General features: G+C 70.4%; 23 protein-coding genes, 1 other RNA gene and 1 pseudogene. 15 read left to right on the forward strand and 10 right to left on the reverse strand.

From position 1 onward, the window contains the following. Both QM582_RS12165 and QM582_RS12170 read left to right on the forward strand, forming a co-directional pair. Positions 1 to 212: pseudogene (locus QM582_RS12165) on the forward strand (hypothetical protein); the annotation flags it as partial. A gap of 8 nt (positions 213 to 220) precedes the next feature. Next, positions 221 to 1,681, forward strand: a complete 1,461-nt coding sequence (locus tag QM582_RS12170; protein ID WP_415084747.1) for a xylulokinase — start codon at positions 221 to 223, stop codon at positions 1,679 to 1,681. Positions 1,682 to 1,703: 22 nt separating this feature from the next. Here the strand turns inward: QM582_RS12170 and QM582_RS12175 are convergent, their stop codons facing one another. Both QM582_RS12175 and QM582_RS12180 read right to left on the reverse strand, forming a co-directional pair. Then, entirely contained in the window at positions 1,704 to 3,191 is a 1,488-nt protein-coding gene (locus tag QM582_RS12175) for an aminopeptidase P family protein (RefSeq protein ID WP_415084749.1), read from the reverse strand. Between the two features lie 3 nt (positions 3,192 to 3,194). Continuing rightward, positions 3,195 to 3,758, reverse strand: a complete 564-nt coding sequence (locus QM582_RS12180; protein WP_415084750.1) for a histidine phosphatase family protein — start codon at positions 3,756 to 3,758, stop codon at positions 3,195 to 3,197. 187 nt (positions 3,759 to 3,945) lie between these two features. Here QM582_RS12180 and QM582_RS12185 point away from each other — a divergent pair, with 187 nt between their 5' ends. Together QM582_RS12185 and QM582_RS12190 are read left to right on the forward strand one after the other, a co-directional pair. Further along, complete coding sequence (locus tag QM582_RS12185) at positions 3,946 to 4,686, forward strand: zinc ribbon domain-containing protein (protein ID WP_415084751.1); 741 nt, start codon at positions 3,946 to 3,948, stop codon at positions 4,684 to 4,686. 409 nt (positions 4,687 to 5,095) lie between these two features. Next, a complete protein-coding gene (locus QM582_RS12190) occupies positions 5,096 to 6,829 on the forward strand; it encodes a phospholipase D-like domain-containing protein (RefSeq protein WP_415084753.1) in 1,734 nt (577 codons plus the stop codon). A gap of 36 nt (positions 6,830 to 6,865) precedes the next feature. Here QM582_RS12190 and QM582_RS12195 read toward each other — a convergent pair whose 3' ends face one another. Beyond that, on the reverse strand, positions 6,866 to 7,177 hold the full coding sequence (locus QM582_RS12195) for a hypothetical protein (RefSeq protein WP_415084754.1): 312 nt from the start codon (positions 7,175 to 7,177) through the stop codon (positions 6,866 to 6,868). A 185-nt stretch (positions 7,178 to 7,362) separates the two neighbouring features. On the opposite strand from QM582_RS12195, the gene QM582_RS12200 reads away from it, so the two are divergent. After that, positions 7,363 to 9,060: an alpha/beta hydrolase gene (locus QM582_RS12200; RefSeq protein WP_415084756.1), complete on the forward strand. Its 1,698-nt coding sequence runs from the start codon at positions 7,363 to 7,365 to the stop codon at positions 9,058 to 9,060. A gap of 183 nt (positions 9,061 to 9,243) precedes the next feature. After that, complete coding sequence (locus tag QM582_RS12205) at positions 9,244 to 10,677, forward strand: RNB domain-containing ribonuclease (RefSeq protein ID WP_415084758.1); 1,434 nt, start codon at positions 9,244 to 9,246, stop codon at positions 10,675 to 10,677. A gap of 30 nt (positions 10,678 to 10,707) precedes the next feature. Here QM582_RS12205 and QM582_RS12210 read toward each other — a convergent pair whose 3' ends face one another. Next, a complete protein-coding gene (locus QM582_RS12210; RefSeq protein WP_415084760.1) occupies positions 10,708 to 11,367 on the reverse strand; it encodes a winged helix-turn-helix transcriptional regulator in 660 nt (219 codons plus the stop codon). A gap of 64 nt (positions 11,368 to 11,431) precedes the next feature. Between QM582_RS12210 and QM582_RS12215 the strand changes: the two genes are divergently transcribed. Next, positions 11,432 to 12,205, forward strand: a complete 774-nt coding sequence (locus QM582_RS12215; protein ID WP_415084762.1) for a VOC family protein — start codon at positions 11,432 to 11,434, stop codon at positions 12,203 to 12,205. A 25-nt stretch (positions 12,206 to 12,230) separates the two neighbouring features. Further along, positions 12,231 to 13,136 (forward strand): acyltransferase domain-containing protein, encoded by a 906-nt coding sequence (locus tag QM582_RS12220; protein ID WP_415084763.1) that lies wholly within the window; start codon positions 12,231 to 12,233, stop codon positions 13,134 to 13,136. 23 nt (positions 13,137 to 13,159) lie between these two features. On the opposite strand, the gene QM582_RS12225 is transcribed toward QM582_RS12220, so the two are convergent. Then, on the reverse strand, positions 13,160 to 13,720 hold the full coding sequence (locus QM582_RS12225) for a calcium-binding protein (protein WP_415084765.1): 561 nt from the start codon (positions 13,718 to 13,720) through the stop codon (positions 13,160 to 13,162). A gap of 162 nt (positions 13,721 to 13,882) precedes the next feature. On the opposite strand from QM582_RS12225, the gene rnpB reads away from it, so the two are divergent. The 3 genes from rnpB to QM582_RS12240 all read left to right on the forward strand — a co-directional run bounded on the left by rnpB (position 13,883) and on the right by QM582_RS12240 (position 16,936). Further along, positions 13,883 to 14,266: RNase P RNA component class A (gene rnpB / locus QM582_RS12230), an RNA gene on the forward strand. A gap of 60 nt (positions 14,267 to 14,326) precedes the next feature. Then, positions 14,327 to 14,722, forward strand: coding sequence for a helix-turn-helix domain-containing protein (locus tag QM582_RS12235; RefSeq protein WP_415084767.1), 396 nt, complete (start codon positions 14,327 to 14,329; stop codon positions 14,720 to 14,722). Between the two features lie 12 nt (positions 14,723 to 14,734). After that, positions 14,735 to 16,936, forward strand: a complete 2,202-nt coding sequence (locus tag QM582_RS12240; RefSeq protein WP_415084769.1) for an IPT/TIG domain-containing protein — start codon at positions 14,735 to 14,737, stop codon at positions 16,934 to 16,936. Between the two features lie 235 nt (positions 16,937 to 17,171). On the opposite strand, the gene QM582_RS12245 is transcribed toward QM582_RS12240, so the two are convergent. Together QM582_RS12245 and argE are read right to left on the reverse strand one after the other, a co-directional pair. After that, positions 17,172 to 18,458, reverse strand: coding sequence for an MFS transporter (locus QM582_RS12245; protein WP_415084771.1), 1,287 nt, complete (start codon positions 18,456 to 18,458; stop codon positions 17,172 to 17,174). A 42-nt stretch (positions 18,459 to 18,500) separates the two neighbouring features. Further along, positions 18,501 to 19,673: an acetylornithine deacetylase gene (gene argE / locus QM582_RS12250; RefSeq protein ID WP_415084773.1), complete on the reverse strand. Its 1,173-nt coding sequence runs from the start codon at positions 19,671 to 19,673 to the stop codon at positions 18,501 to 18,503. Between the two features lie 187 nt (positions 19,674 to 19,860). On the opposite strand from argE, the gene QM582_RS12255 reads away from it, so the two are divergent. The 4 genes from QM582_RS12255 to QM582_RS12270 all read left to right on the forward strand — a co-directional run bounded on the left by QM582_RS12255 (position 19,861) and on the right by QM582_RS12270 (position 21,212). Beyond that, complete coding sequence (locus QM582_RS12255) at positions 19,861 to 20,205, forward strand: ArsR/SmtB family transcription factor (protein WP_415084775.1); 345 nt, start codon at positions 19,861 to 19,863, stop codon at positions 20,203 to 20,205. Next, the gene (locus tag QM582_RS12260) at positions 20,202 to 20,498 is read left to right on the forward strand and encodes a hypothetical protein (RefSeq protein WP_415084776.1); all 297 of its coding nucleotides are present in this window, start codon (positions 20,202 to 20,204) and stop codon (positions 20,496 to 20,498) included. Before QM582_RS12255 ends, QM582_RS12260 begins: the two co-directional genes overlap by 4 nt. Before the next feature lie 194 nt (positions 20,499 to 20,692). Continuing rightward, positions 20,693 to 20,965, forward strand: a complete 273-nt coding sequence (locus tag QM582_RS12265; protein ID WP_415084778.1) for a ribbon-helix-helix protein, CopG family — start codon at positions 20,693 to 20,695, stop codon at positions 20,963 to 20,965. Further along, positions 20,958 to 21,212 carry a hypothetical protein gene (locus QM582_RS12270; protein ID WP_415084779.1) on the forward strand — a complete coding sequence of 85 codons (255 nt, stop codon included), beginning with the start codon at positions 20,958 to 20,960 and terminating at the stop codon, positions 21,210 to 21,212. Before QM582_RS12265 ends, QM582_RS12270 begins: the two co-directional genes overlap by 8 nt. Positions 21,213 to 21,320: 108 nt before the next feature. Here the strand turns inward: QM582_RS12270 and QM582_RS12275 are convergent, their stop codons facing one another. Genes QM582_RS12275 through QM582_RS12285 form a run of 3 tightly spaced genes read right to left on the reverse strand, consistent with a single transcriptional unit; the run spans position 21,321 to position 24,858 of the window. After that, positions 21,321 to 22,946: a class I SAM-dependent methyltransferase gene (locus QM582_RS12275; protein WP_415084781.1), complete on the reverse strand. Its 1,626-nt coding sequence runs from the start codon at positions 22,944 to 22,946 to the stop codon at positions 21,321 to 21,323. Beyond that, positions 22,946 to 24,160, reverse strand: a complete 1,215-nt coding sequence (locus tag QM582_RS12280; protein WP_415084782.1) for an MFS transporter — start codon at positions 24,158 to 24,160, stop codon at positions 22,946 to 22,948. Before QM582_RS12280 ends, QM582_RS12275 begins: the two co-directional genes overlap by 1 nt. Further along, positions 24,157 to 24,858: a TetR/AcrR family transcriptional regulator gene (locus tag QM582_RS12285; RefSeq protein ID WP_415084784.1), complete on the reverse strand. Its 702-nt coding sequence runs from the start codon at positions 24,856 to 24,858 to the stop codon at positions 24,157 to 24,159. The genes QM582_RS12280 and QM582_RS12285 overlap by 4 nt, the downstream gene beginning before the upstream one ends. Positions 24,859 to 24,980: the final 122 nt, after the last annotated feature.

Below are 24,980 nucleotides of genomic sequence, written 5' to 3' on the forward strand. Positions count from 1 at the left end.
CGACCATCGTGGTCGCCGCGGGTGGTGCCCCGGCACCCCAGCCGATCGACGTGCTCAACCAGGCCGCCGCCGTGATGGACGCCGGCGCCGCCGGGATGACCACCGGCCGCAACATCTGGGGCGCCGAGGATCCCGCCAAGATGGTCCGTGCGCTCAAGGCGATCGTGCACGAGGGCGCCACCGTCGACGCGGCCGCCAAGCTGTTGGACTGAGACCCGGCATGGGCACCTATCTCGGTCTTGACCTAGGTACCTCGGCTACCAAAGCGATCATCGTCAGCGACTCGGGGGAAGTGGTGGCGCGAGCCCGCGCCACCCATCCCGAGTCCCGGCGCGGCCTGGTCGGCCGGGTCGACTCCCAGGCGTGGGCCCAGTCGGTGCACGACGCCTGCCGTCAGCTGGGGCCCGCCCTGGCCGGCGTGGCCGGGGTCGGCATCGACACCCACTGCCCGACGGTGATCCCGCTGGGCCGCCAGGGCACCCCGGCCGGTTTGGGCATCACCTGGGACAACCCCCAGCTGACCAGGTACTTCCGCCGTCACGGCGACGACCGGTCGGCGGCCGAGATAGCGGCGACGGGCAACCGTCCGTCGCCGTCCACCTTCATGGCGATCGCCCACTCCTTCCTGAAGGAGGAGGAGCCGGAGACCTTCGCCGCGATGACCACGCTCGGGCTCGCCGGCACCTGGCTCGGGCAGCTGCTGACCGGCACCTCGGCGATCGATCCGACCCAGGCGTCCTACACCGGCGTCTACGACACCACCGGCGACGGGTTGGACTGGCTTCCCGGCGCCCTGGAGGCGATGCAGATCGACCCGGCGGTGCTGCCGCCGCTGCGCGAGCCGATCTCGATCCTGGGCACGGTCACCCCCGGCGCGGCGCAACTGCTCGGCGTCCCGACCGACCTGCCGGTGGCCGTGGGCTGCGCCGACACCCCGGCCGCCTCCTACGTGCTGGGCACCGCACCCGGCACCCAGCCGTTCCTGATCATCGGCACCACGCACGTGGTGAACAGCTGCCTGGAGGGGCCCGACCGGCGCTCGCTCGCCCTGCAACGCCGCGGGCTCCGACCGGGGGAGTGGCTGATCAACGGTGTCACCAACGGCGGCGACGCGCTGGCCACCGCCGCCCGCTGCTACGGATTCGGGGACGCCGAGACAGCCGTCCGGGAACTGATCCGGACCGCCGCGCAGGTGGGTCCGGCGGAGGCCGAGGGTGCGCCTTTCTTCGTCCCGCACGTGATGGCCGAACGAGGGCCGTTCTGGTTCGACGCGGCACGCAGCGGGATGACCGGGATGAACCGGAACACCACCCGGGGACAGGTCGCGCGGGCACTGCTGGAGGGCGTCATCTTCGCCGACCGGATGGTGCTGGAATCGACGATCCCGGTCGGCGACGAGCCGATCTACCTCACCGGCGCGTTCGGCGTCGATCAGGTGATCCCGCAACTGCTGGCCGACGCCACCCGCCGGAGCTTCGACCTGGTGGTGGAGACCGACCTGCCCAGCCTGGGCGCCGCCGGCATCTGTGCCGAAGCGGTCGCCGGAACCAGGCTGCCGGCACCCAACTCGACCCGGGTGCTGCCTCGCGACGACCGTTCCGATCTGGACGACCGGCGTTGGGACGGCTGGACCGGAGCCTGGAGCCAGGTCACCGGTCAGGCGCCGATCGCGCCGATCTGAGGTCCGCGTCCCGGGTGGCCGGTCAGAGCAGGCCGGCCATCCAGGCCTCGACGGCGTCCGGGTCGCGCGGCAGTCGCGCGGAGAGGATCTCGCAGCCGTCGGCGGTGATCAGCACGTCGTCCTCGATCCGGACGCCGATGCCGCGCAGTTCCTCCGGCACCAGCAGGTCGGTGGACTTGAAGTACAGCCCCGGCTCGACGGTGATCACCATGCCCGGCCGCAGCACCCCCTCGCGGTACTGCTCGTTGCGGGCCTGCGCGCAGTCGTGCACGTCGATGCCGAGATGGTGGGACGTGCCGTGCACCATCCAGCGCCGGTGGTGGCCGCCGGTGGACGGGTCCAACGACTCCTCGACGCTGACCGGCAGCAGCCCCCAGTCGTGCAGGTGCTCGGCGATCACCCGGATCGCCGCCGCGTGCACGTCGGAGAACTTCGCTCCCGGACGGGCCGCCTCGATCCCGGCCTGCTGGGCGGCCAGCACGGCTTGGTACACCTTCCGCTGGGCGGGTGAGAACCGTCCGGAGACCGGCAGGGTGCGGGTGATGTCGGCGGTGTACAGGCTGTCCCGTTCGACCCCGGCGTCCAGCAGCAGCAGGTCGCCCGGTCGCAGGTCGCCGTCGTTGTCGATCCAGTGCAGCGTGTTGGCGTGGTCGCCGGACGCCGCGATGGTGTCGTAGCCGACCGCGTTGCCGGCGTGCCGGGCGTACAGCCCGAAGACGCCCTCCACCCAGCGTTCGCCGCGACCCCGCCGCACCGCCTCCGGCAGCGAGGCGACCACCGCCTCGAAACCGTCCGCGGTGGCGTCGCAGGCGGCCCGCAACTCGTCCGCCTCGAAGGCGTCCTTGACCAGCCGCAGCTCGCTGAGCGCCACGCTCAGCCGTTCGTCGGACGCTGCGTCCGCCTCCGCCCCGACGGACGCCCGCTGCGCCTGCAGCGCGGCGGTGACGGCCGGGTCGGCGTCCGCCACGATCAGCACCCGGGTGCTCCCGGCGTTCTTGGCCAGCGCGTCCGGCAGTTGCCCGATCGCCGCGCAGGACAGGCCGGTCAACGCCTCCATCTCGGCCAGCGACTCGCGTTGTCCGACCCACATCTCGCCGTAGCGGGAGTCGGCGTAGAACTCCGGATCGGTGCGCGGCGCCCGCGGCTTGAAGTACAGCGTGGCGTCGTGACCGTCGTCGGTGGGCTCCAACACCAGCACCGCGCCCGGCTCGCGGTCGGTGCCCAGCCCGGTCAGGTGGGCGAACGCCGAATGCGGCCGGTAGCGGTAGTCGGTGTCGTTGGAGCGCACCTTCAACTCACCGGCCGGGATCACCAGCCGATCGCCGGGGAACTGCGTGCTGATCGCGGCCCGGCGAGCGGCGGTGAAGGCGGTCGCCGGCAGGGCGTCCGGCAACTCGTCGGGGTACGGCGCCCACCCCTGCGGGATGAACTCCTTGAACGCCTCCGAGAACGGGGTCTGTCGGTTCGGCAGTTGATCCGGGCCGTCGGACGGGGTGGTGTCGTCGGTCATGGTTCAGCTGTTCCAGCGCAGGACCGCCCAGGATTCCTTCTCGCGGCCGAGGATGGAGATGCTGGCGGTCTCGACCGGGAAGGCCTGGCCGAAGATGAGCGGGAAGTCGAGCCAGCACAGGGCGAGGACGCGGGAGGCGTGGCCGTGCCCGAAGCAGATGGCCTTGTCGACGCCGCTGGCGCGGACCCGGTGGACGACGCGGGTGAGGCGTTCGCGAACCTGGTCGGCGGTCTCGCCGTTGGGGACGCCGTTGAACCAGAGCCGCCAGCCGGGATGGTGGTGGGCGCGGATGTCGGCCGAGGTGATGCCCTCGTAATCGCCGTAGTTCCATTCCTGGAGGTCGTCGGTGATTTCGTAGTCGCTGAAGCCGGCGAGTTCGGCGGTGCGGCGGGCGCGGAGGCGCGGGCTGGAGAGGACCAGGCCGAATTCGTCGGGGTTGAGGCGGGGTCGGAGGGCTTGGGCTTGGGCTACGCCGTCGGGGGTGAGATCGATGTCGGTGTAGGAGGTGTGCTGACCGGACTTGCTCCATTCGGTCTGTCCGTGGCGGACGAGGTACAGCAGCGTCATGCCGCCCATCTAACCGTGTCCGCCGCCGATTGTGCAGCCCGGCAGGCGCGTTGCCTGTCCGCCGGGGGCACGTTGCCCTGCTTCGGCGTCCTTCACTTGGTTCAAACCGGGGAAATGAAGCCGAACCAGGGCAACGTCGGGGCGGACTCATGAGTAGAGTCGGAGGCCACAACTCCAGGAGGTCTCCATGCAGGCTGCTGCCACCGCTCAATCGAGGCTGCTGGGGCTGCAGTCGATCGACACCGCGATCGCCCAGCTGGAGCACCGCCGGCGCTCGTTGCCCGAACTCGCCCAGATCGCCGAGAAGCAACAGCTGCGGCGCCGGCAGGGTGAGCAGTTGATCGCCGCCAACACCGCGGTCAGCGACCTGGAACTCGACGTCGCCAAGGCCGAGGCCGACCTGGTGCCGGTCCGGGAGCGGCTGGAACGCGACCAGCAGCGGGTGAACTCCGGGGCGGTCACCGACCCCAAGCAGTTGAACGCCCTGCTGGACGAGATCGAGCACCTGAAGCGCCGGATCGGCGACCTGGAGGACGTCGAACTGGAACTGATGGAGCAGCTCGAGCAGGCCACCGCCACCCGGGACGAGGTGAACGCCGCCCGCGCCGAGGGCGAGGTCGAGTTGCGTGCCCTGCTGGCGGTCCGCGACGAGCAGCTGGCCGTCCTGGACGCCGAACTCGCCGAGCGGAACACCGAGCGGGCCGCGGTCGCCGCCGAGATCCCCGGGGAACTGCTCGACCTGTACGACCGGATCCGGGCCAAGAGCGGCACCGGGGCGGCGGCGCTGGTCCGCCGGCGCTGCTCCGGCTGCCAACTGGAGGCCAACGCGTCCGACCTGACCCGGTACCGGGCCGCACCGCCGGACGAGGTGCTGCGCTGCGAGGAGTGCAACCGGATCCTGGTCCGCACCGCCGAATCGGGGCTGTGATGGCCCGGGCGCCCCGCCTGCCGCAGGGTGCGGCGTCCGATCGAGACCCGGATTCCGACACCCAGGACGCCGAGCAGCTCACCGAGGAGTCGGATCCCGGCCCTCCTCGTCAGTCCGACCCTCCTCGTCAGTCCGACCCTCCTCGTCATCCCGGCGGATGCCGGGATCTCCCATCCGGCCGTGATCGTGGGTCGTTGGGAGATCCCGGGGCAAGCCCGGGATGACGGTGTGGCCTTCGTCAACCTCCCCGGGCTTGGCCGTCTGTGTTCCCCCTCGTCATCCCGGCGGATGCCGGGATCTCCCGAACGGTGCGGTTGGCGGGTTGTCGGCAGTCGGCGACGAGCGGTCGCGACGACGTCACCGCGGCAGGCGCAGGTATCACCGGTGCCGCGGGGCACTACCTTGGGATATGCGATACCGGTCCCGTTCGGTCCGGGGTATCCGGGCCCACGCCGTCTGCGGCGTCAACACCGTCTCGTTCGCGCTGACGGCGACCGAGTTCGCCCGTAAGGGGCTGCTCGGATTCTGTGTCGAACGGGCCGCCGACGGCGGGCCGTTCCTGTGGTTGCGGGGCTTCAAGGTGTTCCGCTCGCTGGTGCCCGATCCGCAGCCGGACGACGAGGTGTCCACCTACACCCACCCGATCCAGGCGCTGGTCTGGGACGACTTCACGCTGCGCCCCGACACCAGCTACACCTACCGCTTCCACCCGATGCGCGGCACGCCGGCGAAGCCGCGGCGCAACCAGCCGATCACCATCACGATCCGCACCGAGCCGCTGCTCGGCGGCGTCCACGACGTGGTGTTCAACCGCGGCGTCGCGTCCAGCCAGGCCTATCAGCGCCGGTTCGGCGGCAAGCCGCCCGACCAGCAGCCCACGCCGCAACGACGCCAGGAGGCGCTCGACTGGCTGAGCCGCGACCTGGACGACGTACTGCTCGGCGTGATCCGCTCCGCCGGGCCGGGTGACTCGCTGCGCGGCGCCTTCTACGAGTTCAACTACCGTCCGGTGCTGGACGAACTGGTGGCCGCGACGGGGCGCGGGGTCGAGGTCCGGCTGGTGGTCGACTTCAAGGAGGTCGAGGGCGGGCCGCGGACGTCCAACGCCGCCGCGATCGCCGCCGCCGGCTTCCCGCCCGGGACGATCGTCGAGCGGACGGCCCGGGTCTCGGCGATCGCGCACAACAAATTCCTGGTGCTGGCCCGGGCCGACGTCCCGGAGCAGGTCTGGACCGGCTCCACCAACCTGACCATGGGCGGCGTGCACGGCCAGTCGAATGTCGGGCATCTGATCACCGATGCGGCCACGGCTAGGGTTTTCACCAGCTACTGGGAACTGCTGGCGACTGATCCGGGCGGACGCCGGGACGACTCGGCGGCACTGAAACGCAGCCGCAACGCCGCCTTCAAGGCCGACGTGGCGACGCTCAGCCCGGCACCGGCGGACCGGGCCGGTGTGGCGTCCGGGATCACCCCGGTGTTCAGCCCGCGTCCCGATCTCGGCGCGCTGCAGCTGTACGCCCGGCTGATCGGCGGCGACGCCACCTCGCTGGTCTGCGCCACCTTCGCCTTCGGCATCGCGCAGGAGATCGCGGACGCCGCGGCCGCCGGCACCCCGGACGGGCCGCTGCGGTTCTTCCTGCTGGAGACCCGCGGCACGGCCACCGTCCGGTTGGACGCCAGCCGCAACGTGTACCAGGCCTGGGGCTCGGAGCTGAACCATCCGCTGGGTCGGTGGGTGGCCGAGACCACCACCCGTGAGCTCGGGCTGAACCGCCATGTGGCATTCATCCACGACAAATTCCTGCTCTGCGACCCGCTCGGCCCCGACCCGGTGGTGGTCACCGGCTCGGCGAACTTCTCCCGGGCGTCCACCACCGAGAACGACGAGAACATGGTCATCGTCCGCGGCGACCGGCGGACCGCCGACATCTACTTCACCGAGTTCAACCGGCTGTTCTTCCACTACTACTTCCGCTCGGTGGTGCAGCGGGTGTCCGCCGGGCCGGACGCCGCGGCGTCCGATCAGCACGCGCTCGACATGGTCGAGGACGACTCCTGGACGGCCAAATACGCACCCGGGACGCTGCGCGCCAAGCGGGTGGCGAAGCTGGCCGAGATGGCGGACGCGCAGCCCGGCTGAGCCCTCCGGTCGAGTTCCTCGACCGGGCGAGGGCGACTACTTCTCGGCGTCCGAGACCAGGTGGGCGGTGCCGGCCACGACGGCGGTGACCGCGAGCACCGACGGCCAGGCGCCGATCTTCTTGGCCAGGGGATGGGAGGCGCCGAAGGCGGCGACGTACAGGGCCGACAGCCCGGCGGCGGCCGCGACGCCGTGCCGGGCCTGCCAGGTCCGGAAGGCCCAACCGCCGGCGAGACCGAGCAGGACGCCGCCGAGCGGGCGGATCCCGGTCTCCCGGGCGGTCAGCCAGCCGCCGATCAGGCCGACGGTGGTGACTGCTGCGGTGTTCACGTCCTTGGCGGGCTTCATGGCCCCAGCCTAGGTTGTGCGGACGGAGGCCTCCGAACCGGGAAGCCGGGCCTGTCGCGTCGGCGTCCGTGCCCCACATCGCCTGCCCAAAGGCACATCGCCTGCGTTCTACCGCAGGCGATGTGCCCGTACGCAGGCGATCTGCGAGCGGCGTCCGAGGGACGGCGTTAAGGTGAGCGCAACCGGTGAGAGGAGTCCGTGTGGGCGCCTGGTCAGGGGTCGGCCTGGTCTTGGGGCTGGCGATGTTCCTGGTCTCCTTCGCGCCCAGCCTGCTGCCCCGGCAGTGGTTGTGGCAGGGGCTGGTGGGCGGTTTCAGCGCAGCCACCGGCTACCTGGTCGGCTACCTGCTGGAGATGACCGCGGACGCCATCATGCGGCTGCTCGGCATCGAGGTGCAGGTCAGTTGGCACCAGACCGGCGGCTTCTGGATCCTGGTCGTGCTGGGCGCCGCCGCGCTGGCCATCGGCTGGTGGTGGTCGGTGCGCGAGCACCGCGAGACCGCCCGGCTGGTCGGCATGCCGCAGCGGCCGGCCTGGCACGACATCGCCGCCACCGCCGTCGCCCTGGCCACCATGGTGGTGCTGATGCTGCTGATCCGGGGCATCGCGCTGTTCACCACCTGGGTCACTCAGGGTCTGGATCTGTTCCTGCCCTCGGTGCTGTCGATCGTCGGCGCGCTGGTGGTGGCGATCATCGTCGTCCGGATGGTCAACAAGATGGTCTTCAACCAGGCCCTGGAGCGGGTGTCCCGGCAGGCCGACAAGCTGGACCGGCGGCGTCCGCGCGGCCTGCGGGCGCCGCAGCTGTCCACCCGCAGCGGCTCGCCGGGCGCCGTCCAGTCCTGGGACGAGTTGGGCCGGCGCGGCCAGATCTTCACCTCCTGCGGGCCGGGCGCCGACGACATCACGGCGGTGATCGGGTGGCCGGCCGTCGAACCGATCCGGATCTACGCCTCGCTCGGCGACGGCGGCGTCGAGGAGGCCGTCGAACTGGCGATGGCCGAGGTGCGCCGCACCGGGGCGCTGGAGCGCGGCACCCTGGTGTTGGACACCCCCGCCGGCCGCGGCTGGGTGGACGAGTTCTCCGTCCAGGCCGTCGAATACCTGACCGCCGGCGACTGCGCGACGGTCTCGGTGCAGTACTCGAAGCTGGCCAGCGCGTTCGTCTTCCTGGCCGATCCGGAGACCCCGCGGGCCTGTGCCCGGGCGCTCTTCGCGGCACTCGATGAGGCCATCGCCGACCTGCCGCCCGAGCGGCGTCCCAAGGTGTACACCAGCGGCGAGTCGCTGGGCTCCTACGGCGGGCACGGCGCCTTCGTGGACGCCGACGACATGCTCGCCCAGGTGGACGGGGCGCTGTGGATCGGCACCCCCGGGTTCACCGAGATCTGCCGCGACCTGACCCGGTCCCGGATGCGCGGCTCGCCCGAGATCACCCCGGTGATCGACAACGGACGGCACATCCGGTTCGTCACCACGCCGACCGAGCTGGTCGCCGACGCGTTCGGGCGTCCGCTGGGGGAGTGGGAGGCGCCGCGGGTGGTCTACATCCAGCACGCCTCCGACCCGATGTGCCGGTTCACCGGCGACCTGGCCTGGCGGGAGCCGGACTGGATGCGCGAGCGGGCCGGCAGCGACGTCAACGGGTCGCTGCGCTGGTGGCCGCTGGTGACCTGGTTCCAGATCTCCACCGACATGCTGACCAGCATGGACACCCCGGCCGGTCACGGCCACATCTACGAGGACGAGCTGGTGCCGCTGTGGGCCGCCGTGCTGGGCCGCACCGACGCCCCGGTGACCGCGATCACCGCCGCCATCCGGTCCTCGGTGGACGTGTTGAAGCGCCCGCTGTCGCTGTCCGGCTCGGGCAACTCGGGGTCCTGACTCGCGGTTTCTGGGCCCCACCCATCCCGCGCTCCCGTCCCATCCAGCGCTCGCCTAACTATTTGGGGCTCGCTGAATTCAGCGAGCCCCAAATAGTTAGGCGAGCGCTGAGTGGGGGCTGGGCCGGACGCGGTGGGTGCGGAGGTCGTCTAGGGTGAGCCCGACGTCGAACGGAGGTCGCCGATGCCCAGCCGCCATGTTGCTCTTCGGGAACGGGTGCCCGCGCCGCTGCGGCAGGGACTCGCCCAGCTGCGCGAAGCGCTCGGGGTGCCCAACGGGTTCGACGAGCGGGTGCTGGCGGAGGCCGAACGGGCCGCGGCCGGCGTCCGGATGCCCGATCGCGACCTGACCGACGTGCCGTTCGTCACCATCGATCCGGAGGGCTCGATGGACCTGGACCAGGCCCTGCACATCGCCCGGGACGGCGCCGGCTACCTGATTCGCTACGCCATCGCCGACGTGGCCGCCTTCGTCACGCCCGGCGGCGCCATCGACGCCGAATGCCACCAGCGGGTGGAGACCCTCTACGCCCCGAACCGGCGGACGCCGCTGCACCCCGAACTGCTCAGCGAGAACGCCGCCAGCCTGCTGCCCGACGTGGTCCGTCCCGCACTGGTCTGGGAGTTGAGCCTGGACGCCGCCGGCGCGCTCACCGCGACCTCGGTGGCCCGGGCCCGGATCCGGAGCCGGCGCAAGTACTCCTACGACGAGGCGCAACGGCTGCTGGACGCCGGCGCGGCCGACGAGGTGCTGACCCTGCTCGCCGAGGTGGGGCCGCTGCGCGAGGCGTCGGAACGCGAGCGCGGCGGGATCAACCTCGGGGTGCCCGAACAGGAGATCCGGGTGCAGGGCAGCGCCTGGACGCTGTACTACCGCACCACCTTGCCATGTGAGGGCTGGAACGCCCAGATCTCGCTGCTCACCGGGATGGCGGCGGCGCGGCTGATGCTGGACGCGGGCGTCGGCATTCTGCGCACCCTGCCGCCGGCCGAGGACCACGCCATCGAACGGCTGCGCCGGACCGCGCAGGGGTTGGGCATCTCCTGGCCGCGCCGGGTCGGCTATCCGGACTTCGTCCGGGGCCTGGACGCCGCGGTGCCCCGGCAGGCCGCGATGCTGAACGCCTGCACCACGCTGTTCCGCGGCGCCGGCTACGACGCGTTCACCGACGGTGCGCCGGCCAACGCCGAGCACGCTGCGATCGCTGCCCCGTACGCCCATGTCACCGCGCCGCTGCGCCGGCTCGTCGACCGCTATGCCGGTGAGATCTGCGTCGCACTCTGCGCCGGCGAGCCGGTGCCCGCCTGGGTGCTGGCCGCGCTGGAGAACCTGCCCACCGAGATGGAGGTCTCCGGACGGCGGTCGAGCAGGTACGAGCGCGGCATCGTCGACCTGGTCGAGGCCATGGTGCTGGCGCCGCGGATCGGGCAGGAGTTCACCGGCCTGCTGATCGATGTCGACCCCGACCGCGAGGCCGGACGGCTGCAGTTGCGTGATCCGGCGGTCGAGGCCCGGGTCAAGGGTGGACGCCGGCTGCAGCTCGGCACCGAGATCACCGCGACCCTGGTGGCGGCCGACCTGGTGGCCGGAAAGGTCGACTTCCGGGCCTTCGTCTGACCCGGTCGCAGCTCCTTGCCGGCGGCGGTGCTATGCGGTCGGTTCGAGCCGGGTGGTGAAGACCCGCAGGAAGGTCTCGGCCGCGGAACGGTCGCCGGTGATCCGCAGGGTTCCGGACGCCTCGGCGTCCGGCAGCGGCAGACCGTGCCAGAGCAGCCGGGTGAGCACCCCTGGGGTGGTCTCGATCAGGGCGGACGGCTGGTCGCCGGTCTCGCGTCCGATCGCCAGGCGTCCGTCGTCCAACGACACCATGAACCGCTCCACGCCCAGCGCCAGCCCGACTCGGATCGACACCCTGGCCGCCCGCTCGGGCCGGAACACGGTGAGCAGGGCGACGGCGAAGGCGTCCGGGGTGAGCTCCTCGGGATGCTCGGGCAGCGGCAGCCGGCTGCCGAACCGGCCCAGCGCGACGAGCACCGGCTGCAGCTCGCGGCCCCGGTCGGTGAGCCGGTAGACCCGGGCCCGGCCGGGTCCGGTGAGTTCGGTGCGCTCGGCCAGGCCGCCGGCCTCCAGGTCGCGCAGCCGTTGCGCCAGCACGTCCGGCGCGATCCGGCGCAGTGCGGTCTGCAGGTCGGTGTAGCGCTTCGGCCCGAGCAGCAGTTCGCGCACCACCAGCAGCGTCCACCGGTCGCCGATCAGGTCGAGGGCGCGGGCGATGCCGCAGGAGTCGTCGTAGGTCCGTCTCGCCACGGTTTGATCGTACAATCCTAGCTAGTACTTGGAAAAACCTAGCAACAGGGTCTAGCGTGGGGCTATGAGCGAACGATCGAGCTATCCCCACGGCGTGCCCAACTGGGTGACCTGCCTGGCGACGGACGTCGCGCAGGCGACCGACTTCTACCGCCGCGTCTTCGGCTGGACCTTCGAGGATGGCGGCGGCTACACCCTGGCGCGGCTGCGCGACCGCGAGGTGGCCGGCATCGGACCCGTCGCCGAGGCGTCCGACGGCGCGCACCCGTCCTGGATCACCGAGGTCCGGGTGGACGACGCGGCCGAGACGGCACGCCGCGCGGAGCGTGCCGGCGGCCGCGTGCTGGCCGGTCCGATGGACCTGTCCCCGGCGTCCTTGCTGGTGGTGCTGGCCGACCCGTCCGGGGCGGTGCTGTGCGCCACCCAGCCGGTCGGACGGCAGGGTGCCGAGCTGGTCAACGAGCCGAGCGCCTGGTCGATGAGCACGCTGGTCGTCCCCGATCTGGGCGCGGTGGAGGGCTTCTACGGCGAGTTGTTCGGCTGGCAGCGCGAGTCGTACGGCACCAGCAGCCTGTGGCGGCTGCCCGGCTATGTGGGCGGGGAGCCGACCCAGCCGGTGCCTCGCGACGTGGTCGCCGTCGGCGTCGAAGGACCCGGTCCGGCCCGCTGGGACGTCGACTTCTGGATCGCGGACGTCGAGGCTGCGGTCGCCGAGGCGACGGACGCCGGCGGCTCGGTGCTGGCCGGGCCGTCCGAGGTGCCGGGGCTGCCGTTCCGGTCGGCGACGCTGGCCGATCCGGGCGGTGCGGTCTTCTCGGTCAGCCAGCTGCTGGGCTGATCGCAACAGACCCTAGGGTGACGGGGTGCGTACCGAGGGCTCAATCGATCCGGCCGTGATCGTGGAGCGGGCGGGTCGGCTCGGGTTTCACGAGCGAGACCTGGACGATCTCCGGGTCTTCCTGGACGAACTCCCGGCCGGCGGCGGGTGGCGAACCGAACTGGCCGGATATCTGGACCGGTTGCGGGCCGGGATCGGTCGGCTCGCGGTGGACGGCCCGGACCCGTGGGCGGATCGCAGCGACGCCCGCGACGACGGGCGGCTGTCCGTGCTGGCGTTGCTCGTCGTGGCTCCCGAGGCCGTCGCCTTCCAGGTCGGGCGCGGCGTCCCGGAGGGTGAGGCCTGGCGCAACCTGTCCGATCTGGGGCAGCAGGTCTGGGTGCACCGGCTGGTCTACGGACGGTTCGGGCTGCACAACCAGGACTGGCTGCGGATCGTCTGGGCCGGGGGATTCGCCTGGCTGGGGCGCCTGCAGTTCAACCTGCAGTGGCTGCCCGGCGACGAATGGGTGCTGTCGACGCACATTCCGCGCCGCAGTCCCGAGGGGTCGGGTGCGCTGACCCCGGCGGCGGTGGACGACTCCTTCGCCTGGGCCGCCCGCTTCTATGCCGACCACTTCTCCGACCTGCCCACGACGGACTTCTGGTGCCACAGCTGGCTGTTGGCGCCCGAACTCGCCGCCGCGCTGCCCGGCTCCAACATCGCGGCGTTCCAGCAACGCTGGGCGCTCGACGAGCACGTCCAGGACGGTGACGACGACGCGGTCTACTTCACCTTCGCCCGTCAGGCGCCCTACCAGGTGGACCGACTGCCGCAGACGACCAGCCTGGAGCGGGCGGTAGTGGCCCGCCTGGGACGAGGGCTTCACTGGACGCTGCGGCGCGGCCGGATCCCTCGGGCAGACTTCTCGGGCGATCAGCCGCTGCGCTGACCGCCCGAGAGGACGAGGTCCGATCAGTCGTCGTGGCCGTAGCGGTCCTCCCAGCGGTCCTCCTCGCGCTCGCTGGCGTAGCGCTGCTTGACGGTGTCGTTGCCGGAACCGCCGCTGACCTTGTCGGAGCCCGGTCCACCCTCGACCAGATCGTGGCCGGAGTTGCCGTAGAGCTTGTCGTTTCCGCTCTCGCCTTCGAGGTGGTCGTTGCCGGAACGACCGTGGATCTCGTCGTTGCCGCGACCGCCCTCGAGTTCGTCGTGCCCGGAGCCGCCGTCGATGTAGTCGTTGCCGGAGCCACCGTCCACCTCGTCGTTGCCCGATCCGGCGCAGATGATGTCGTCGCCGCCGTTGCCGTCGATCTCGTCGTCGCCGGCCAAGCCGACGATGACGTCCCGGCCGCTGGTGCCCTCGATGTCGTCATCGCCGTTGGTGCCGACGATGGTGGCCTGGTAGCCGTTGCAGTAGTAGGTGGCCGCCTGGGCGGTGGGGGCGGTGAACGCACTCAGGCTGAGGCCCATCCCGATCGCGATGGGCAGGACGGCCCAGCGACCGATGCGCTGGGGGGTGGTGGCGTCGGACATCAGGTGCTCCTCTGGTCGGACGGCGGGCCGGCTGCCCGCCTGTTGACGCCAGTGAATCGAGCGCCGATGAGACCGGCGTGACGCTTCGATGAGGATCGGCTCATCCAATGGCGTGGTGCGCGGCGGCGTCCGATCGATGCGCGGTACTACGATGGCTCCGGACGAGTCGGCCGGGTGATCGCGGCGCAAGCTGAGGAAAGTCCGGACTCCACAGGGCAGGGTGGTGGGTAACGCCCACCCGGGGTGACCCGCGGGAAAGTGCCACAGAGAACAGACCGCCGCCGGCGACGGCGGTAAGGGTGAAACGGCGGTGTAAGAGACCACCAGCACCCCAGGTGACTGGGGTGGCTCGGCAAACCCCACCTGGAGCAAGACCAAGAAGGGCCCATCTTCGGACGGGCTCGCGGACGCCGTTCGAGCGCTGCCCGCGCGAGGCGTCCGGGTAGGTTGCACGCCTTCGGGCGAAGGCCGCCGGCAACGGCGGTCGCAGATGGATGATCACCGGCCTTCGGGCCACAGAATCCGGCTTACAGGCCGACTCGTCCCTTCTGAAGATGGTTGTCGGAGCGTCATGGAAGAATCAGCCGTCGTCGATAGGAGATCGTGATGAACGACGCAGAAGCGCTTGGACGAGCAATCGAGTCCGAGATGGTCGCCAATGGGTTGACACGCAAGGAGTTGGCCGACGTGATGGGTGTGTCCGCCGACAGCCTGGGCAAGTACCTCCGCGGCGAGGTCGAGCCATCACTGGGGAGGCTGCGGGTCTTCGCCACCGCGCTCAACTGCACGGTCGGCTACTTGATCGGTCGGCAGGAGCAGATCATGGGTTGGACGCGCGGTCCGGTGACGCAGGCGATCCTGGGGGAGGGGAACAACCAGGTGACCGGCCTGTCGAGCACGGTCGGCGACGCCAGCGCGGATGATCAGTCGGTGAACATCGCCGGGGCTACGGTTTTCGGCGACGTCAAGGTCGTGCGGCCCGATGGTGACGAAGAGCGATGACCCCACACTCGAGTGCTCCTATTCTGTAGTTTTGATCTGGGAAGAGCCACTAAGCTTGCGAGCCAAGGACACCACACAGACGTGGAATTCCTGGTCCGGAGAATTTCTGGACCGTCACGCTACCCCGGGGGAACAGCAATGCAGTCACCAAGAATACGCACGTGGATTTGCGGAATCGTCGCCGCAACCATGTCGCTCACCACGATATCCAGCATCCCAGCGGCGTCGGCCGCACCTACACCGGCACGGTATCCACCGACCGCCGCGCCGACCCCACCACCCGCCGTCGTCCCGACCCTCACCGCCGTCACACCCAACCGCGGACCAGTCGCCGGCAACACCACGATAACCCTCACCGGCACCGGCTTCGCCCGCGCCAACAAGATATGGTTCGGCGGCAACAGGGGAACCAACCTCAAGATCATCTCCAACACGAAACTCACCGTCACCACACCCGCCGGATGGGGAACCGTCCCCGTCCGCGTCGCCACCAAAGACGGCACCGCCTCACCCACCACCAACCAAACCAGATACCGCTATGTGGCCGCACCCATCATCACCAAGGTGACGCCCACCGCCGGGGGAGCCGGCGGCGGCACCACGGTGACCATCCACGGTAAGAACTTGGTCGACGTGGCCAAGGTCCTCTTCGGCAACAAACCCGGCACCCGCCTGGAGGTCATCTCGGAGAACAAGCTCGTCGTCACCGCCCCTGCCCACACCGCCGGCACCGTCAACGTACGGGTCATCACCGCTCACGGGATCTCCACCACGAAGGGGCGCTTCAGCTACATCGCTCCCCCGAAGGTCCACGGCATCTGGCCGAAGAGCGGCCCGGCGACCGGCGGCACCAAGGTCACCATCATCGGAACCGGATTCACCGACCTCGTCCACGTCCGCTTCGGTGGGGTGCCCGGCAGCGACCTGAAGGTTCACTCCAGCACCCGACTCACCGTGAACACGCCCGCCGGCAAGCCGGGCACCATCGGCGTCGTGGTCGCCGGCCACTACGGCACCAGCACGCCTGGGAAGAACGCTCGCTACACCTACACCGGCACCACCCCCTGCACCTCCTCGGTGGTCGTGGTGAACGGCATCGACATCCCCTCCGATCTGCTGCGGCCGATCGATCCGTTGCTGCCCCCGACCATCGACGGCGATGTCACCTGGCGCGCCGACTGCGGGACCGTCTACCACGTCAAGGGCGTCGTCATCATCGGCGCGGGCGCCACGCTACGGGTGCCGGCGGGTGCCATCGTCAAATTCGACCCGGCAGCGGGACTGCATGTGCGCGACGGCGGCTCACTGCTCGTCGACGGCACCGCGTCCAACCCGGTCTCATTCACCAGCATCACTGACGACACCGTGGGCGGCGACACCAACAAGGACGGCAGCCAGACCACCCCGGCTGCGGGCCAGTGGGGACTCGTCCACGCCGAACCCGGCGCCACACTCAAAGCGCACCGGCTCAACCTCCGCTACGGCACGTCCATCACCGGGTACGGCGCAGCGGTGTTCCACGTGATCGACTCCACGCTCCTGCACCACACCGGCGCCCCGCTCGGCGGGATCGGCGCTGGGCGGGGCGTCTGGTGGGACCACCAGGGCCCCAGCGAGATCGTCATCACCGGCAATACGCTCACCTCGTCCGGCACCATCTCCGTCCAGTCCCGTGGCTCTGCGGAGGAGATCCCGGACGTCCCGATCCGGGTTTCGGGGAACACGGTCACCGGCAGCGTGAGCGAGGCACCGGCGTACGCGATCCACGATCCCCGGCTCCGGCCCTCGGACCTGACCGGCAACACGGGCAGCAACAACCGGTTCAACGCGATCGATATCTCCGGAAGGATCGTGGAGGACTGGACGATGCCCACGACCGGACTCCCCTACGTGGTGTGGACGCCGGATGGGCCGGATGAGGACAACCTCGAGGTCGCCGAGGGTGCCACCCTCACCGTTCCTGCCGGAGGCATTTTCAAGATCCGCGGCATCCTCACGGTCGACGGGACCCTGGTCACCACGGGAACCGCCGCCAACCCGGTCATCTTCACCAGCGTCTACGACGATGAGGTCGGCGGGGACACCAACGGCGACGGCGACGCGACCCTCCCGGGTTCGGACACCCCGGCAAGTCCCACCTGGTACCTCGCTACTGGCCCCAATGGAACCCTCAACACCGACGGCCTGGTCATCCGCTACGGCATCCGCTGGTAGTAGCGGATCGGCCAACCACCCCATCGATGTCCGCGTCATGCACCTGGCGCGGACATCGATGCGTTGCACAACGGTCACCCCGGTCCATCGCAGGACTCGACGCAGGATGCTGGTGTCGATGACGGTGGCCACGCTGGCCACTCGTCTCGCAGTTGAGCCATTTCGGCGTCGGTGAGAGTGTGGCGATTGCCGTGAGCTCCCACCGGCGGAGGGAAGGGCTTGTCGGGCGGCCGGCTCAGGCCTGCCGGTACCGCACCCGCGCCGCGTACAGGCCGACCAGTGAGATCACGCAGATCGCCATGTAGTAGAGGCTGGGCACCTGCAGCCAGCCGGTGGCGTCCAGCAGCCAGGTGAGCACCAGGGGCGCGATGCCGCCCAGCAGGGTGACCCCGACGTTGTAGGCGACCGACAGTCCGGAGCCGCGCACCGCGGCCGGGAACAGCGACGACATCATGCCGGGCAGCGGGCCGAAGTAGAACGCCATCAGGGTGCCCAGCACGGCGATGACCAGCACCAGCACCGGCACGGACGGGTTCGTCACCATCAGCTGGAACAGCGGCCAGGCCAGCACCAGCGCGGCGACGGCCGCCCAGGTCATCACCTTGGCCGGGCCCACCCGGTCGGCCAGATTGCCGATGAACGGCACGGCGACCATGTTGATCACGCCCGCGACCACGCCGCCCAGGTAGGCGGCCGTCGGCGGGATGTGCAGGTTGGTCACGGCGAAGGTGGGCATGTACAGGATCATGTAGGTGGTGATGGTGGCGACCCCGATCACCGCGCTGCCGGCCAGCACCCGTCCGTAGTGCTGGGCCAGCAGGGTCTTCAGCGGCGAGTGCTCCTTGGCCGACGAGACGAACTCCTCGGTCTCCTCGAGCCGGGCGCGGATGTACAGGCCGACCGGGCCGACCAGCAGGCCGACGAAGAACGGGATCCGCCAGCCCCAGGCGTTCAGCGCCTCAGGCGTCAGCCAGGTGTTCAGCCCGAATCCGAAGGCGGACGCCAGGAACATCGAAGCGCCCTGGCTGACGATCTGCCACGAGGCGTAGAAGTTCTTCTTGTGCGGCGCGGTCTCGACCAGGAAGGTGGTGGCGGTGCCGAACTCGCCGCCGGCGCTGAAGCCCTGGATCAGCCGCGAGATCAGGATGATCACCGGCGCGGCGAAGCCCACCGCGGCGTAGGTCGGGGCGAGCGCCATGATCAGGGTGCCGACCATCATCAGCGTCAGGGTCAGGGTCAACGCCTTCTTGCGTCCGCTGCGGTCGGCGTAGCTGCCCAGCACCATGCCGCCGATGGGCCGGATCAGGTAGGTGACCGCGAAGGTCGCGAAGGTCAGGATCAGGCCGATGGCCGGCGGGGCGTCCGCGAAGGTGAAGAAGTTCTTGGCGATCACCGTCGCGAAGGACGCGTAGACGATCACGTCGAACCACTCCAGCGCGGCACCGATCGAACTGCTGATCACCGCCTTCTTGGCCGCCAGCAGGCGTTCGGGGGTGACGTCGGGGGTGGTCGTTGCGGTCACAGGTTTCCTCAACTGGGTTGTGCGTTTGGATCGGACGGGGCGTCAGCCGCGGGCGTGGGCGATCACCTGGTCGATGAAGTCCTCGCAGCGGGCGATCTGCTCCAGGTCGATGAACTCGTCCGGCGTGTGGGCCTGGGCGATGTCACCCGGTCCGCAGACCACGGTGGGAATGCCGGCCCGGAAGAACAGGCCGGCCTCCGTCCCGTAGGTGACCTTGCCCTCGCTCGGCTCGCCGCCCCAGGCGGTGGCCAGCCGGACGATCTCGGAGTCGAGTTCGCCGTCCAGTCCCGGGGACGACGAGTTCACCTGGAAGTCGACGCCGGCGGCCGGGTTGGCCTGTTTCATCAGTCCGTCGAGACGGTCGGCTTCGGCCCGGTAGCGGGCGATCAGCTCGTCCGGGTCGACCGCGACCAGGCCGCGGAACTCGAAGTCGACGGTGCAGTCGGCTGGGATCGTGTTGATCGCGATGCCGCCGCTGATCATGTTGGCGGTGGTGGTGGTGAACGGCACCGGGAAGGCGTCGTCGAACGGGCCGTTGGTGCGGAAGTCCGCGGCGACCTCTTCGACGAAGTCGACGAATCGGGCGGCGTAGGCGATCGCGTTGACGCCCTGTGGGGTCAGGGACGAGTGGGCCGCGACGCCGCGGAAGTGCGCCGACATGGTGTTCATCGACTTGTGCCCGCGGATGATCTGCATGCTGGTGGGTTCGCCCACGATGCAGCCGCGCGGCTTCAGGCCGAGTTCGATGATCCGGTCGACCAGCGAGACCGCGCCGACGCAGCCGACCTCCTCGTCGTAGGACAGCGCGAGGTGGATCGGCTCGGCGAGCGGCTGGGCGACGAAGTCGCTCAGCTTGCTGAGGATGACTGCCAGGAACGACTTCATGTCGGTGCTGCCGCGTCCGTAGAGCCGCTGGTCGCGCACCTCTGCGGTGAACGGGTCGCTGCTCCACGGCTGGCCGTCCACCGGGACCACGTCGGTGTGCGCCGAGAGCACGATGCCACCGGTGACGCTGCCGTCCGCGGCCGGAAAGCTGGCCAACAGGTTCGTCTTGGTGCCGTCCGCGTTCGGCACCAGCGCCGACTCGATCCCGACGCCCTTCAGCAACGCGACGACATGATCGATCAGCGGCAGGTTGCTGTTGCGGCTGGTGGTATCCATCGAGATCAACCGGACGACCTCGTTCAGCGCGGCGTCGGTAGGCAGGCGGGACACGGGGCATGCTCCTAGCGGGGGGTTGTTGGGTCGGCGCGATCATCCCACATTGGTGCTACGAATATGGGCCGGTTCGGTCCGTGACCCGACCGGGCGGCTCGGCGATGATGGGCGATGACATCGGCGTTGACGATGAGAACCGTTGTCAAATATAAACATATTGCAATCTACTAATAAGTGTGGTGACATGGAACCCATGGACGCGGAATCCGGTCTGGCCGCGGCAGCGCAACTGTTCAAGGTGCTCGGCAACGAGTCCCGGTTGGCGTTGCTCAGGTTGATCGGAGAGGAGCCGCGAACCGTGGGGGCGTTGACCGCCGCAACCGGGCTGTCGCAGCCGCTGGTCTCCCAGCATCTGCGGACGCTGCGCCAGGGCGGGCTGGTGACCGCCAGCCGTTCCGGCAAGGAGGTCACCTACCGGCTTGCCGACCGGCACGTCACCCACGTCATCGCGGACGCCCTCGCCCACGTCCAGGAGCCCGCATCCGACCCGGATGTGGACGATTCGACCCAGGGAGGGACCCCATCATGACCACCGATCACATCGCCGCCGAGCACACCACGGCCGAGCATGCCCACGGCCAGGACTGCGGCCACCAGGCCGTGCAGCACGGCGATCACGTCGACTACCTGCACGACGGCCACCGGCACGCCGCGCACGGCGACCACTACGACGAGCACGAGGCCAAGGCCGAGCACACCGCGGCCGAGCACGCCCATGGCGACGACTGCGGGCCCGAGGCGGTGCGGCACGGCGACCACGTCGACTACGTGCACGACGGCCACCGCCACGCCGTCCACGGCGATCACTACGACGAGCACTGAGTCTCGCCATCGTCGGTCGAGCTTGTCGAACCCGATGAGGGGGCGGCAAGCTCCCCCGGCGATGAGGTGGTCGTCCTTCAGTAATGCCGGACGTGCCCCGACGGGTCGCGGGCCCCGCCCATGGGCCCATGGGTGTGGGTCGAGGCTGACGCCGGACCTATATCAGAGCGAGCTGTTTCGTATACGATAAAGCTATGAGTGAGCATCTTCTGCGCGGCAAGCCCGTGACCGACGAGCAGATTCGGGCGTGGGCTGATGAGGCCGAGGCCGGCTATGACCTGGCGAAGCTTCCCAAGCCGCGTCGCGGGCGTCCGCCGGTGGGTGAGGGCCCCGGCGTGGTCGTGCCGGTGAGGCTCGACGCGGCTACCCTCGCGGCGCTGACCGCGCGGGCCGAGGCGGAAGGTATCGCCACCCGCTCGGACGCGATCCGGGCCGCGGTGCGCGAGTGGGCAGCCCACGTTGCCTGAGCTGCACCAGTCCGCGCGCAAGCACTACGGACGCGACCGGCTCGATGACGACGTCGTCCTCTATGCGGCCGCGCACGTTCTGCATTCCCGCCCGCTGGACGACGAGGATGATCCTCGCCGTTGGCTCATGGTTGGGACCGACCGCGCGGGCCGGCTGCTCGAACTCGTTGCCCTGGTCTTCGATGACGGCTACGAACTGGTCATTCATGCCATGAAGGCCCGCTCGAAGTATCTCGACGAGATCTGACCCCATCGTCGCCGGTCGCGGTGGCCGGTTCAGGAGCGATCTACTCGGGCGGGCTCGGGAGCCGATGGATCGCTCATCCTATGCATCCTACGTGCGATGTATGTATAGCTATCGGATCGCCGGACGGAGCACCCGGTAGGACGACGTCCAGACCAGCCGCCCGCCGGGTTGGGCGAGAGCCCGTTGCGGCGAGGTCGGATCGACGAGCGTGCAGAGTCGGTGCCAGTCCTGTACCGACAGTTCGGGCGCGGCCAGGTTGCCGTGGAAGCTGGCGAAGTCTTGCAGCAGGTACTCCTCGACCACCTCTGGGACGGGGCAGTGGAACTCGACGGTCTCCTGCCAGGCGTCCTGGTCCGACCAGCCCGGGACGTCCCCGGTGGGTGGAGCGACGAACCCGGGGCCGCCGCGCGAGGCGACCCAGCCGTCCAGTCCGGCGAGTGTCGCGACCCGCACCCGCTCCGCGAATCCGGGATCGACGTCGGGCGGTAGCCAGTCCACTCCGGTGGTGGCGCGTAACACCAGGCGTCCGTCCGGTCGCAGCACGCGACGGATCTCTGGCAGGATCTCGTCCCGCCAGAAGTCGCCGACCCACACCACGTCGAAGGCCGCGTCGGGGAAGGGCAGCGGACCAGTCGCATCGGTGGCCGTCAGGGTGAGCCCTGGATGTGTGGGCAGGGCGAGCGCCGCCGCGATCATCGCCGGGGACGCGTCGACGGCGTCCACCCGCCGGGCGCCGGCGGCCAGCAGCACCCGACTCACCATCGCCGGGCCGCAGCCCAGATCGAGCACCCGGGCGCCGTCCACGCCGGCGCGGACCGCGCAGGCCCGCAGCGGCTCGACGCAGGCCAGGGTGTGCAGCGCCAGCCGGGTCGGGTAGGTGGCGCTGCGGGTGGCCTCCTCGGCAGCCGGCCCGTTGTGCCGCGCCGAGCCGGCGTGGGCGAGCACCTCGTCCCGCGGGACGAAGGGCAGCGCGGCCCTGAGCTGGTCGAGACCGGGAACCGCGGACGCCACCGCCACCGACGCGTGCCGCACCGACGCGTGCCGCACCGGCGCCAGGCCTCGGTCCGACGGCCCCAATGTCAGTCCCGCGGCGTGCAGTTCGTCGCGCAGCTCGTCCGGTGACGGCATCGCCCAGGACGAGGTGAACGTTGCCGAGCGGAGCAGCCGATTGCCGTCGAACACCTGGTACTCGGAGACCGAGGTGCCAGCGAGGTCTGTCGGCAGTTGGCGCTCGATGTAGCGGTGCCGGCCGATCCGGCGTTCCTCGACGACTTCGGTTTCGGGCGCGGACTGCGGAGAGACCGTGATCAGGCCGACCCCGTTCGTGGCGAGCAGGGCGGACAGCCGCTGGAAGGTGGCCCGGCGTTCGCCGACGCTGAGGTGGCCCAGCATGTGCGCGCAGAGGAAGCCGTCCACCGGCCCGTCGATCTGGTCGAGGATCGCCGGCGCGGCGCCGGCGTAGACGCTGACCCGCTCGGACAACTCAGGGTCGTCGCTGACCCGGGCCAGCAGCATCGACCGCATGGTCAGCGACGGCTCGATCGCCACGATCCGGGCCCGGGTGGCCCGGGCCAGCCGAACGGTGCCGAGTCCGCTGCCGGCGCCCAGATCGACGATCGTGGCGTCCGCGCCGAGGTGGCCGAAGGTGGTCGCCAACGGGCCGACCAGGGCGTCCCAGGCGCCGGGCATGAACAGGTCGTGGAGCTCGCCGAGCTCGTGGTAGTGGTCGGTCATCAGCGAGCCTCCCGCAGCCGTGGGTGCAGCAGCACGAACGCCACCACGATCGCCATGATGATCGTTCCCAGGACGATCGGCAGCGGCGGCCAGGCCCCGTACAGCGCGGTACCCAGGGTGGGTGCGATCACGAAGGTGAGTCCGTTGGTGGCGCCGATCAGGCCGGCCAGGCCGCCCTGCTCCTCGCGCCGCATCAGCAGTGAGGGGCCCGCGGTATAGCCCGGGGTGGCGATGCCCAGCCCCAGTCCGATCAGCAGGATGGCCACGAACAGCAGGGTGGCGCCGGCGTCCGGGATGAGGGCGACGAAGCCGGCCAGCGCGATCATGCCGCCGACCCGCAGCAGCCTCGGCGGCGCCCAGCCGCTGCGCGGCACGATCACGCCCTGCGCCAGCACCATGCCCACCCCGGCCGCCAGCAGCGCTCCGCCGGTGACCAGGCCGGTGGCCCGGGCGTCCAGGCCGAGCCGGTCCTGCACCACGAAACCGGTGATCACCTGGATGAAGCCGAGCGCGGTGAACATGCCGAAGCCGGCGACCAGGAACGGCCAGACCCGGGTGTCGAGCGGGCTGATCCGGGGTGGCTGCTCGACGAGTTCGGTGTGCGTTTCGCGACGCAGCCGGACGGCGATCAGCAACAGCCCGGCGGCCAGCAGCGCCGGGACGGCGATCAGCGGGACGAGCAGCCCGACGGCCGCCAGCAGCCCGCCGAGCACCGAACCGCCGACCATCGCAACGCCCTGCACCGCGCCGATGCCGGCCATGCCCTTCACCCGGGTCGGTTCGTCGTCGGTGACGTCGGCGATGTAGGCCTGCGCGGTCGGTGGGACGGCGGCGATCGCCGACCCGAAGCCGATGCCGCGGAGCAGCACGAACAGCACGAACAGGGCGGTGCCGGTGAGCACCCCGGCCATGCCCAGCCAGGCCACCAGCGCGAACGCCGCCATCGTCGCGGTGGCGAGCCCGAACGCCGCCACCAGCACCGGCTTGCGGCCCCAGGACTGCGATCGGCGTCCCCAGAACTGGCTGGTCACCACGAGCATGACCGCGGCGGCGCTGATCGTGACGCCGATCTGCCACTCCGCGAGGCCGACCTCGCGGGACAGCGGCGCGATGATCGGGTTGAGGGTCATCTGGCCGAGGTAGGCCAGGAAGACGGAGCCGAGCAGCAGGCCGATCTGCGGCCGCGGGCCGGCGTCCGGGTGCGGGGTGCTCATGGCGCGGAATCCTCCGTCCGGTCGAGGGTCGAGGCCAGCCCGGCGATGGTGACGTCGACGACGAACCGGTAGTAGTCGGTGCGCATCCGGGCCGCCGTCTCCCCGCCTTCGGCGAACGGGCGGATGAAGCGGCCCATGGTCCGGACGTCGTCCGATGCGGTGGGCAGCTGGCGGAACTCGGCCATCATCGTGGCGTGGTCGCGCGGCCCGTCCTCCTCGTGCTGCAGCCGGTCGTCACCCATCGAGATGGTCAGCATGGCGTTGTTGAGCAGCGCCGCGTAGGCGAAATCGGTGCGCTCGCCGAACCCGGCGGCGCGCAGGATCGCGATCCCGGCTTCCAGCACGGGAAGCATCGCCGGGATGGTCGGGCCGTGCATCAGCATCCACTTCGCCACGCCCGGATAGCCGACCGCCAGCGGGCCGGCGGCGTGCAGCAGGGTCCGGAACCAGTCCTGCCAGGCCGGCGTCGCCGGGGGCAGCTCGATCCCGGCCAGGACGCGCTCGACGACCCGCCGGCAGAGCAGGTCCTTGCCGCCGACGTGGTGGTAGATCACCGACGGCGCCACGCCCAGCCGGGCGGCCAGGTCGCGGATCGACCAGCTCATCAGATGCGACTCCGCGGTCAGTTCCACGGCCGCGTCGATCACCCGGTCCGGGGTCAGGCCGACGTGGAACGGCGTGGCGACGGTTTCGCTCATCGGCGTTTCCTTTCGTTGGTAGCTCGACCACCGGGTCGTCTCGTCTCGCGGACAGATTAGAACAGTGTTCACACTACGCGAAGATAATGGTTCTCAATTCAGTCGTGGGAGGGGCGGACGGG

Source organism: Micropruina sp., assembly GCF_047607385.1.
Classification (GTDB): domain Bacteria; phylum Actinomycetota; class Actinomycetes; order Propionibacteriales; family Propionibacteriaceae; genus Micropruina.

Excerpts from the sequence above, each read along its gene's own strand:
- QM582_RS12235 (WP_415084767.1), top strand. The coding sequence starts at position 14,327 with ATGAACGACGCAGAAGCGCTTGGACGAGCAATCGAGTCCGAGATGGTC.
- QM582_RS12255 (WP_415084775.1), top strand. The coding sequence starts at position 19,861 with ATGGAACCCATGGACGCGGAATCCGGTCTGGCCGCGGCAGCGCAACTG.
- QM582_RS12180 (WP_415084750.1), bottom strand. The coding sequence starts at position 3,758 with ATGACGCTGCTGTACCTCGTCCGCCACGGACAGACCGAATGGAGCAAG.
- QM582_RS12225 (WP_415084765.1), bottom strand. The coding sequence starts at position 13,720 with ATGTCCGACGCCACCACCCCCCAGCGCATCGGTCGCTGGGCCGTCCTG.
- QM582_RS12280 (WP_415084782.1), bottom strand. The coding sequence starts at position 24,160 with ATGAGCACCCCGCACCCGGACGCCGGCCCGCGGCCGCAGATCGGCCTG.
- QM582_RS12260 (WP_415084776.1), top strand. The coding sequence starts at position 20,202 with ATGACCACCGATCACATCGCCGCCGAGCACACCACGGCCGAGCATGCC.
- QM582_RS12265 (WP_415084778.1), top strand. The coding sequence starts at position 20,693 with ATGAGTGAGCATCTTCTGCGCGGCAAGCCCGTGACCGACGAGCAGATT.
- QM582_RS12285 (WP_415084784.1), bottom strand. The coding sequence starts at position 24,858 with ATGAGCGAAACCGTCGCCACGCCGTTCCACGTCGGCCTGACCCCGGAC.
- QM582_RS12185 (WP_415084751.1), top strand. The coding sequence starts at position 3,946 with ATGCAGGCTGCTGCCACCGCTCAATCGAGGCTGCTGGGGCTGCAGTCG.
- QM582_RS12205 (WP_415084758.1), top strand. The coding sequence starts at position 9,244 with ATGCCCAGCCGCCATGTTGCTCTTCGGGAACGGGTGCCCGCGCCGCTG.
- QM582_RS12215 (WP_415084762.1), top strand. The coding sequence starts at position 11,432 with ATGAGCGAACGATCGAGCTATCCCCACGGCGTGCCCAACTGGGTGACC.
- QM582_RS12275 (WP_415084781.1), bottom strand. The coding sequence starts at position 22,946 with ATGACCGACCACTACCACGAGCTCGGCGAGCTCCACGACCTGTTCATG.
- QM582_RS12195 (WP_415084754.1), bottom strand. The coding sequence starts at position 7,177 with ATGAAGCCCGCCAAGGACGTGAACACCGCAGCAGTCACCACCGTCGGC.
- QM582_RS12190 (WP_415084753.1), top strand. The coding sequence starts at position 5,096 with ATGCGATACCGGTCCCGTTCGGTCCGGGGTATCCGGGCCCACGCCGTC.
- QM582_RS12175 (WP_415084749.1), bottom strand. The coding sequence starts at position 3,191 with ATGACCGACGACACCACCCCGTCCGACGGCCCGGATCAACTGCCGAAC.
- QM582_RS12170 (WP_415084747.1), top strand. The coding sequence starts at position 221 with ATGGGCACCTATCTCGGTCTTGACCTAGGTACCTCGGCTACCAAAGCG.